Origin of the sequence: Komagataeibacter swingsii, from assembly GCF_003207895.1 — a bacterium.
Classification (GTDB): domain Bacteria; phylum Pseudomonadota; class Alphaproteobacteria; order Acetobacterales; family Acetobacteraceae; genus Komagataeibacter; species Komagataeibacter swingsii.
Window position 1 is genome coordinate 105,433 of record NZ_NKUB01000012.1, and the last position, 7,356, is coordinate 112,788.

Consider the following 7,356-nt stretch of genomic DNA (forward strand, 5'->3'; position numbering starts at 1 on the left):
GTTCCCACAAACTAGTGTATGAGTATAGCTGGTACTGTAACAATATTCGGGGGCTTTTGGCATTCTGTTGGGCGGGGCAGTCAGCCCGTGATCATTGGGAACTGGGACTTGATCAATGACTGAGACGTGGGTTTCAGGTCCGGGAGATTTGTATGATTTACAAGATAAAAGAAAATAACTTTCTGATATATGACTTATTAAATGGTGTAAAAAATAAAAGGAGTGGAAATCAATGGGTATTGAGCACGTAGTTGTATTAATGCTAGAAAATCGGTCATTCGATAGTATGTTTGGACAGTCGCCATCGTCCACCGATCCGATCGACCGACTAACGGGAACGGAGACTAATCCCTGGCATCATCCGGACGGCTCCGTCGAATCGATAGCCGTGTGGACTACGGACGGAACCGACCGTCAGGTGGTGCGCATTCCAGATCCTGATCCCGGTGAATCATTTAAAGACATTTACGAACAGATTCATGGACGCCAGGAAAAGGGCAGCTTGGCTTCGAAATTACCAGACATGTCAGGATTCGTAGATAATTATATGGCCCAGCCTGATCGCCCGGGTTCGCATAGTCCTGAGTCAGTCATGCATTTCTTCACCCCCGATCAGCTACCTGTATTGACGACGCTGGGTCGGGAATTCGGCATTTCAGACCGTTGGCATGCATCTGCGCCATGTCAGACATGGCCAAACCGTATCTTTGCGCATACGGGCACGTCTGGTGGATGGGTCAATAACTATCCGGACAAGCTCCCGTTTGAAATGCCCACCGTATTCAACAGATTAAGGGAGGTTCATAAGGATTGGAAAATATATTTTCATGACTTTGCGCAATCGACGACTTTGTCCTCTCTTTGGGAATTCTCGCTCTCGAATTTCAAATATTTTGAGGAGTTTGAGAATGATGCGAGAAAAGGGACTTTACCCGCGTATAGTTTCATCGAGCCGCGATATTTTGCTCACCCCATTTTGAGAAAGATGCCCAATGACCAGCATCCGGCGCACGATGTCGTATACGGGGAGGAACTCATTGCATCGGTCTATAATGCGGTTCGCAATGGTCCCTTATGGGATAAGACACTTTTAATCATTACCTACGATGAACACGGAGGATGTTATGATCATGTGACTCCACCAGCAGCAGTATCACCCGACGATAAACATCAAGATGGTTTTAATTTTGATTACTTCGGTGTCCGTGTCCCTGCAATAATCATCTCACCATATGTAAAGCCGGGTCACGTATTCAGGCCACAAGGCAATACCCCTTACGATCATACGACAATAATAGCGACACTTAGAAAACTATTTGGTATTCGTTCTCTAACCAAACGTGACCAGGCAGCGCCGGACTTTCTTGATGAGCTTCTTAAAACACCTGACAATCAAGGTCCAAGCAGCGTTCAGGCTTCAACGTCTTATTCGATGCGTGATTCGATTGATGCCGTCAAAGAGCCTTTAAACAGCCTTCAGATCAGTCTGGCGCAGGCAGCTAGACAATTGCCAACCGCTGGCGCTGATCTCGCGCTTCACAACAAGCGCGTCGCGGCGATGACGACTGCTCAAACGTACCCGTCGACCGTTGGAGAGGCATCTCTCGAAATTCAGGCTCATATGAACGCATTTACAGGACGGAATGCATAATTGCCGCTTGGTTGTTTGTCGCTCTTCAAAAAGAGGGGCGCCCGTTGTTATGGTTGGTGATCGACGTGACGTAATGGTCCCAATGGCTTCCGTTGGGACTTTTAACCGACTAATATCGTCGCAAGTCCTTCATTTATTCTCGGTTTACGACCATGACGTTGCGGTTGCTGGCAAACGCTTTTCATCGTCGATGACGGTTACGCGGGAGGGTAGACTGTCTGACCACTGCCAGAAGACCAGCTTCCTGTCATTTTCCATTGCTCCGGGGGCAAAACTCGGGACGATGATGCCAGCCACACCATTGGCTGTGAGCATTTTTGCGAGTTCCCACGAGGGCGGCATCTTGCCCTGATCGGCAAGATCTTCCCAGGGGCAGGGGAGGAGAAACCGCGATTATCAAGATTGGACGGGTCGGTCAGATCGAGGACGGGTTCGCTATCGACGTCATAGCCACAGATGGTCAAGGGCTGAGGCTTGAACGGGAAGCCTTGCTGGGCCTCGAGCCAGGCAGTCTCCATCCGCAGAGATGTGTAAAGGGCAGGTGTGCCGTCCAGGTTGAACCGGCCTCCATGAAGCGCCGCACCGTCGCCTGACAGTGGGGTGAAAGACCAGCGGGGATTATGAGCCCGGAACACCCGTCCGGTAAACCTCGCGCGTAACCGCCGGTTGCAATCCGATCGAGATAGCGCGCCGGACGGCGTCGGCGTATCTTTCCCGAACGAGCGCCTCGACAGTCTGATCACCGAAGGAGGGCAGGGGCTGTGACCGATACCATGCGAAAGCCTGTTGGGCTGAGCCCGCCCATGGCCGGACACGATTGAGGATCTCGACCATGTCGCGCAGCCTCGCCTGGGTGGTGGGGCGGCCGAGGCGGGCACTTTTGGAGACGGCGTCGCGGGACAGGCCCAGGGTGGCAGCCAGTTCGCCACGAGTGATATGCAGCATGCTACTCAGCCGTTCGGCCGCGATCAGTCCGGACGGATCGTAGGCGTCAGTAGAGAAACGTGGTCTCGGACATGACAGGTTGCCTCATATATTGACCATAGAATGGGATTATATATGAGGCGGTCTGTCCATGACAAGGATTCCAATTGGATATGCCCATGCGTTTTGGCATGATTACCTTGTCACGCGGCGAGACGGGGTATCTTGCTGTCCGCTAATCGCAAGTATCATTGGTTGCCTTCCCGAACAATCAAACTTGTAAATCCCATAATATTTGTTATGCCAACAAGTGGCTAGGTACATCTGTAGCTTTCGTGACAGACAGATGGATCTTCGGAGCCATAACCTATCTCACGACTGCAATCATAAATTCCTGTTGAACATCCATTCAATGCGGGTGCAGTTCCTATAACGCCGCCGCTCTGTTTTTTGTGGGGCGCTGCGGCCTTTACATGATGGAATGACAGCAGGAGCACATGGATCATGCGGATCCCGGTGGAAAATGTCGCTGTCATGCCCCCCGATCTGTCAGCATGCAGTTGTGGTTCGTGATAGGCAGTTCCATCAGGGCACCTATGGTCTTGTAGTCCGAAACCTGTCCCGCGGGTGAGAACAAAGCCAAGAAGACGTCCCTGATTGTCACATCGGGCATTGAGTGTGCTCGTAAAGCCGCCGCGTGATCGACCAAAAGCCTCCAAATGCCCCCTCTTTTGCGCCTGTTGCCTGTGAATGAGCATGGATCACGGTGCTGTCGACCATATGCTGCCAGTCATCGGTCAGTTCCAAGTCTACCAGGGTTTGCAGCAGTGACTGGCGTTTCCGGAACGCGCCCTGTTGCCGCCGTGTAGATTTCATCATCCTCGCGGCGCCCCATCGCGATGACAAAAATAACGATCCTCTGTTCAACGACCTGATAGCCGTCCTGGCGAAGCTTGATTTTGTAGAATCCGGCGAGATCGCCGTGCAGTTCATTGCCGGGAGAATGCGGGGTCAGAACCAGTTTTTCGAGCTTCTTCTCGAATTTCCTGCGAATGCTTCCGTCCAGCCCGTCCCATTCCCGAAGTGCACGATCATCGAACTCGATCGCGTATTCAGTCATCGGGATGGCGGGCCTTGAGCTCCGCCAGCGTCATGCGGTGGCGGGGGGCGGGATCGGCGAGGCGTTCGCGGACGATTTCGATCAGCCTAGCATCTTCGTCGGTCACAAGCCGCCGCTTTACCGGCGGCTGGCCGGTCTCGGCGATATAGGCCAACGTATCGCGCAGGACATCGGAGAGAGAAAGGCCGTGCGCGGAGAGTTTTGCAACGGCAGCTGATTTGAGGGCGTCATCGACGCGGAATGTCACGGCGGACATATAACTACCTCCCTGATTTCAGTACAAACGTATTACATTTGTACGAAAAAGGGAAGCGGAAAGTCAGTGTGGGGCTGGTGGGGGATGGCGGCAACTGTCACGCGGGTTGCCCTACCGCCTGCTTTCTCTATCGTCAGAACGATGACGCAGGGCAGATGCTTGCGGCCTTCCTCTAGTCCTCGGTTGTGTTCATGTCGCCACAGATAGGCATAGGAAATGACAAGTCCCGGTTCTGAATTCGGTAAAGGCAAGCGGTCAGTCTATCAATGCGTTAAGGGCGTCGTGGCGCATTGACCTGCATGGTTCTTTGACGCAGCAGCAAATCCCTCGTCTTGTGCTGAAGCAACGCTGCCTGCTGAGCCGGTGACCTGACTGGCACGAAGCGCATCGTCGGCCGGGTCACCGCCTCGCAGATCGCCTCGGCGTCAGCGGCATCAGTTTTACCCCGCTTGACGTATGGCTTCACATAGACCAGCGGCATCATCCTGACCGTATGTCTGAAAGCCGCAATCGAGCGCGCCCAGTAATGCGACGTGCCACACGCTTCCATACCGGCCAGGCATGGCGGGAGTGTTTCAAAAAACCGGAGAACTTCACCGCGCCGTAAGCGACGGCGTACGAGAATGTTCCCAAGACTATCGATCCCATGCACCTGAAAAATATTCCTCGCCAGGTCAAGGCCAATCGTCGAAATCGTTCCCATAGGTGGCTCCATGCGTTGCAGACGGTGACGATTTCATCCTCGCACATTTCGTGCGGGGGCCGTCCACAACATCACCTCCGAGTAAGACACAGAAGGCGAGAATGGTCGCTCGACCTTCTCAGGTTTCTCCGTCCCCGGTATGAAAATCTGGGCGCCATATTCTATCGAGCTCGCCTTGTAGGAGATGGTTTGGCAGTTCTGGAGGCGCGAAACGCCGTGGCAATTAGATATCAGATATGATATTTTGTACCGGAAAACATGGCATAAGAGATCAAACGTGATACATTACATGTTACCGAAAACAGCGGCTGAGGTGCATGATGAGATAGCGATATCGGCTCGTACGCGCCGGTTGGCAAAGAACATCACGCAGGAAGATCTAGCTGAGCAATCGGGAGTAGCCATAGCGACGCTTCGAAGATTTGAAAACGGGGGTGCTGTGAGTTTGGCAACGCTGCTAGCAATAGCTGAGGCGCTCGGGACACTTGACGCTTTTTCTGATCTTTTTCCCATGCCAGAGGCTTCTTCCCTGGATGAACTGGATGAGTTTAGTCAACTCCGTCGACGCGCAGCGAAGCAGAGGACGCGATGATTGAAAGACTTTCTGTTGCGCTTGACTTCGGTGATGGAGAAAAGCCTCTACAGGTGGGACAGCTTGGCCGGGATCCTGAGCGAAGAAGCATAGCTTTCGAGTGGGATGCCGGATTTGCGGCAAGTCCTCTTCCTCTCTCTCCGGTGCTTTGTCGGTCATATGATCAGTTGTTGAGGCCAAACAGCGGTCGGGGTGCAAGTCTTCCTTCCCTGTTTGAAGATAGTCTCCCAGATGGTTGGGGACGTCTCCTGCTTGATCGGGAAATTGCGGCGAGAGGTATCAGCCGAACCACAATCGGAGATATCGAGCGCCTCGCTTATGTCGGGCGCTATGGTAGCGGGGCCCTGACATACGCCCCTGAAACAGACAGCCTTCCGAATGAGAGCATTGATCTGGGCTGGTTCGAAGAGATCATACCACAAGTGGTGAATGGTGCGTCCGCAGCGGATCTTTCGCGGCTCCGTGTCATGTCCGGTGGCAGTCAGGGCGCGCGGCCCAAGTTTGTCGCGCAGATCAATGATGATATGCATTCCTTGCGCGATCACCGTCTGCCGCTCGCTTCCGGCTGGACTCAGGTATTGATCAAAGGGCGTGCATCATCTGATCCGATCGGGACGGTGGAAGCCGAGATCGCTTACGGCATTCTCATGAAAGAAGCTGGCATCAACGTCTGTCGAATGTTTCCGCTAGAAGGTAATAAAGAGCGATTTTTTGGCACTGATCGGTTTGATCGTCCGGGTCGTGGCCGCTTGCATATGTCCACGGTAGCGGGGTTGCTTGATACCGGTATGCAGCACGGTGTGGTTGATTACGTTGATCTCATCAAGCTTGCCAAACTTATGTGTCGTCGGATTGATGTAGTCGAGGAAATTTTTAGACGTATGGTATTTAACGTGCGGGCATTAAACCGGGACGATCATGTTCGAAATCACGCGTTTCTCATGAATGCGGCTGGTGAATGGTCGCTGGCTCCCGCCTATGATGTGTCGTTTTCTGCGGGCCCCGGTGGCGAGCATTCTATTTCGATCGCTGGTGATGGGCGCCACCCGGGCAAGGTTGCCATCAATAAAGTAGCGCGGATCGCGGGGATTAAGCCTGTTCGAAGGGACAAGATTATTGATGCGGTCGACAGTGCGCTTTGCTTGTGGGAAGAGGTCGCCGCAAATTGTGGAGCGCCTGATTTTCTGATCAAAGAAATTGGCAGTGAAATGGCCATTACCCGCGGATGGAAATGAAATATCGTAGGAGGCTAGTCATCTGGAACTGAAATAAGCATCATTATATGATATTCCTGTCACAATGACGGGAGCAGAACGATGGCGGGACGATAGGCAGGTCAGGTGGTGCTGAGTCCGCAGGCGCGGACGTTTCCTGAAGGGCAGGTCCGGCGTCACAAGGCGCCGCGGTCGTTGTCGGATCGCTGCCGGATGGTTCTGCTCTGCGCTGAAGGCTTGCAAAGCAAGGAAGTTTCTGCACGCCTGGGGGTGCATGAGCACACCGTCGGCAAATGGCGGCGGCGGTTTGTCGAAGATGGCATCGAAGGCCTGACCGACGAATACCGTGCCGGCCGGCCCCGCACGGTGTCGGATGCGCAGGTTACGCAGGTCATCGAGCGCACGCCGAACACAACGTCCAAAGACGCGACCCACTGGTCGATCCGTTCCATGGCCGCCGAGATCGAGAGTGTCCGATCTTCTGTGTATAACTGATCTGGTCCATACTTCACCGAAAGGAAGTATGAATGACCATCTCGATGGAAATCCTCGACGAATTGCTGACGGGCGTAGAGCGTCCTGAAGACCTGCCTGGTGACGCCGGGCTGCTGAAGGAGCTGAAAATTCGGCTCATGGAGCGCATGCTGGGTGGGGAGTTGACCGCGCATCTGGGCTATGAGGAGGGCAAGGCTGCCCCGCCGGGCCAGTTGAACCGGCGGAATGGCTCCACGACCAAGGTGCTGAAGGGCCAGGACGGCGTCTTTCCAGTGACGGTGCCGCGCGACCGCGACAGCAGCTGGAGGGTTCTAAAAACCCCCTGGTTTTGAGGTCTTCTGTATGATTCTATTTCTTCTGCGTTGATTGAGGGAATGGCGATATGAAGCAGTCTGGTTTCT

The 7,356-nt window shown here is 53.7% G+C and carries 8 protein-coding genes and 2 pseudogenes; 5 read left to right on the plus strand and 5 right to left on the minus strand.

The genetic code is table 11. The annotated features are described in order from the left end of the window. Nucleotides 1–232: 232 nt before the first annotated feature. Entirely contained in the window at nt 233–1,651 is a 1,419-nt protein-coding gene (locus tag CFR76_RS10860; protein WP_010509887.1) for an alkaline phosphatase family protein, read from the plus strand. Between the two features lie 197 nt (nt 1,652–1,848). Here CFR76_RS10860 and CFR76_RS10865 read toward each other — a convergent pair whose 3' ends face one another. The 5 genes and pseudogenes from CFR76_RS10865 to CFR76_RS10890 all read right to left on the minus strand — a co-directional run. After that, entirely contained in the window at nt 1,849–2,286 is a 438-nt protein-coding gene (locus CFR76_RS10865) for an RES family NAD+ phosphorylase (RefSeq protein ID WP_231289966.1), read from the minus strand. Then, nucleotides 2,270–2,596: an XRE family transcriptional regulator gene (locus CFR76_RS10870; protein ID WP_231289964.1), complete on the minus strand. Its 327-nt coding sequence runs from the start codon at nt 2,594–2,596 to the stop codon at nt 2,270–2,272. Before CFR76_RS10870 ends, CFR76_RS10865 begins: the two co-directional genes overlap by 17 nt. Nucleotides 2,597–3,365: 769 nt before the next feature. Next, the gene (locus CFR76_RS10875) at nt 3,366–3,695 is read right to left on the minus strand and encodes a type II toxin-antitoxin system RelE family toxin (protein ID WP_025440186.1); all 330 of its coding nucleotides are present in this window, start codon (nt 3,693–3,695) and stop codon (nt 3,366–3,368) included. Beyond that, nucleotides 3,688–3,951 (minus strand): type II toxin-antitoxin system RelB/DinJ family antitoxin, encoded by a 264-nt coding sequence (locus tag CFR76_RS10880; protein WP_010511780.1) that lies wholly within the window; start codon nt 3,949–3,951, stop codon nt 3,688–3,690. The genes CFR76_RS10875 and CFR76_RS10880 overlap by 8 nt, the downstream gene beginning before the upstream one ends. Nucleotides 3,952–4,231: 280 nt before the next feature. Beyond that, nucleotides 4,232–4,654 (minus strand): annotated as a pseudogene (locus tag CFR76_RS10890) (IS110 family transposase); the annotation flags it as partial. A 289-nt stretch (nt 4,655–4,943) separates the two neighbouring features. Between CFR76_RS10890 and CFR76_RS10895 the strand changes: the two are divergent. The 4 genes and pseudogenes from CFR76_RS10895 to CFR76_RS10910 all read left to right on the plus strand — a co-directional run bounded on the left by CFR76_RS10895 (nt 4,944) and on the right by CFR76_RS10910 (nt 7,287). Then, nucleotides 4,944–5,246: a helix-turn-helix domain-containing protein gene (locus CFR76_RS10895; RefSeq protein ID WP_025440188.1), complete on the plus strand. Its 303-nt coding sequence runs from the start codon at nt 4,944–4,946 to the stop codon at nt 5,244–5,246. After that, on the plus strand, nt 5,243–6,481 hold the full coding sequence (locus CFR76_RS10900) for a type II toxin-antitoxin system HipA family toxin (RefSeq protein WP_025440189.1): 1,239 nt from the start codon (nt 5,243–5,245) through the stop codon (nt 6,479–6,481). The genes CFR76_RS10895 and CFR76_RS10900 overlap by 4 nt, the downstream gene beginning before the upstream one ends. 105 nt (nt 6,482–6,586) lie before the next feature. Then, nucleotides 6,587–6,922 (plus strand): annotated as a pseudogene (locus CFR76_RS10905) (helix-turn-helix domain-containing protein); the annotation flags it as partial. A gap of 65 nt (nt 6,923–6,987) precedes the next feature. Beyond that, nucleotides 6,988–7,287, plus strand: coding sequence for a transposase (locus tag CFR76_RS10910; RefSeq protein WP_025440191.1), 300 nt, complete (start codon nt 6,988–6,990; stop codon nt 7,285–7,287). The last annotated feature ends 69 nt before the right edge of the window (nt 7,288–7,356 follow it).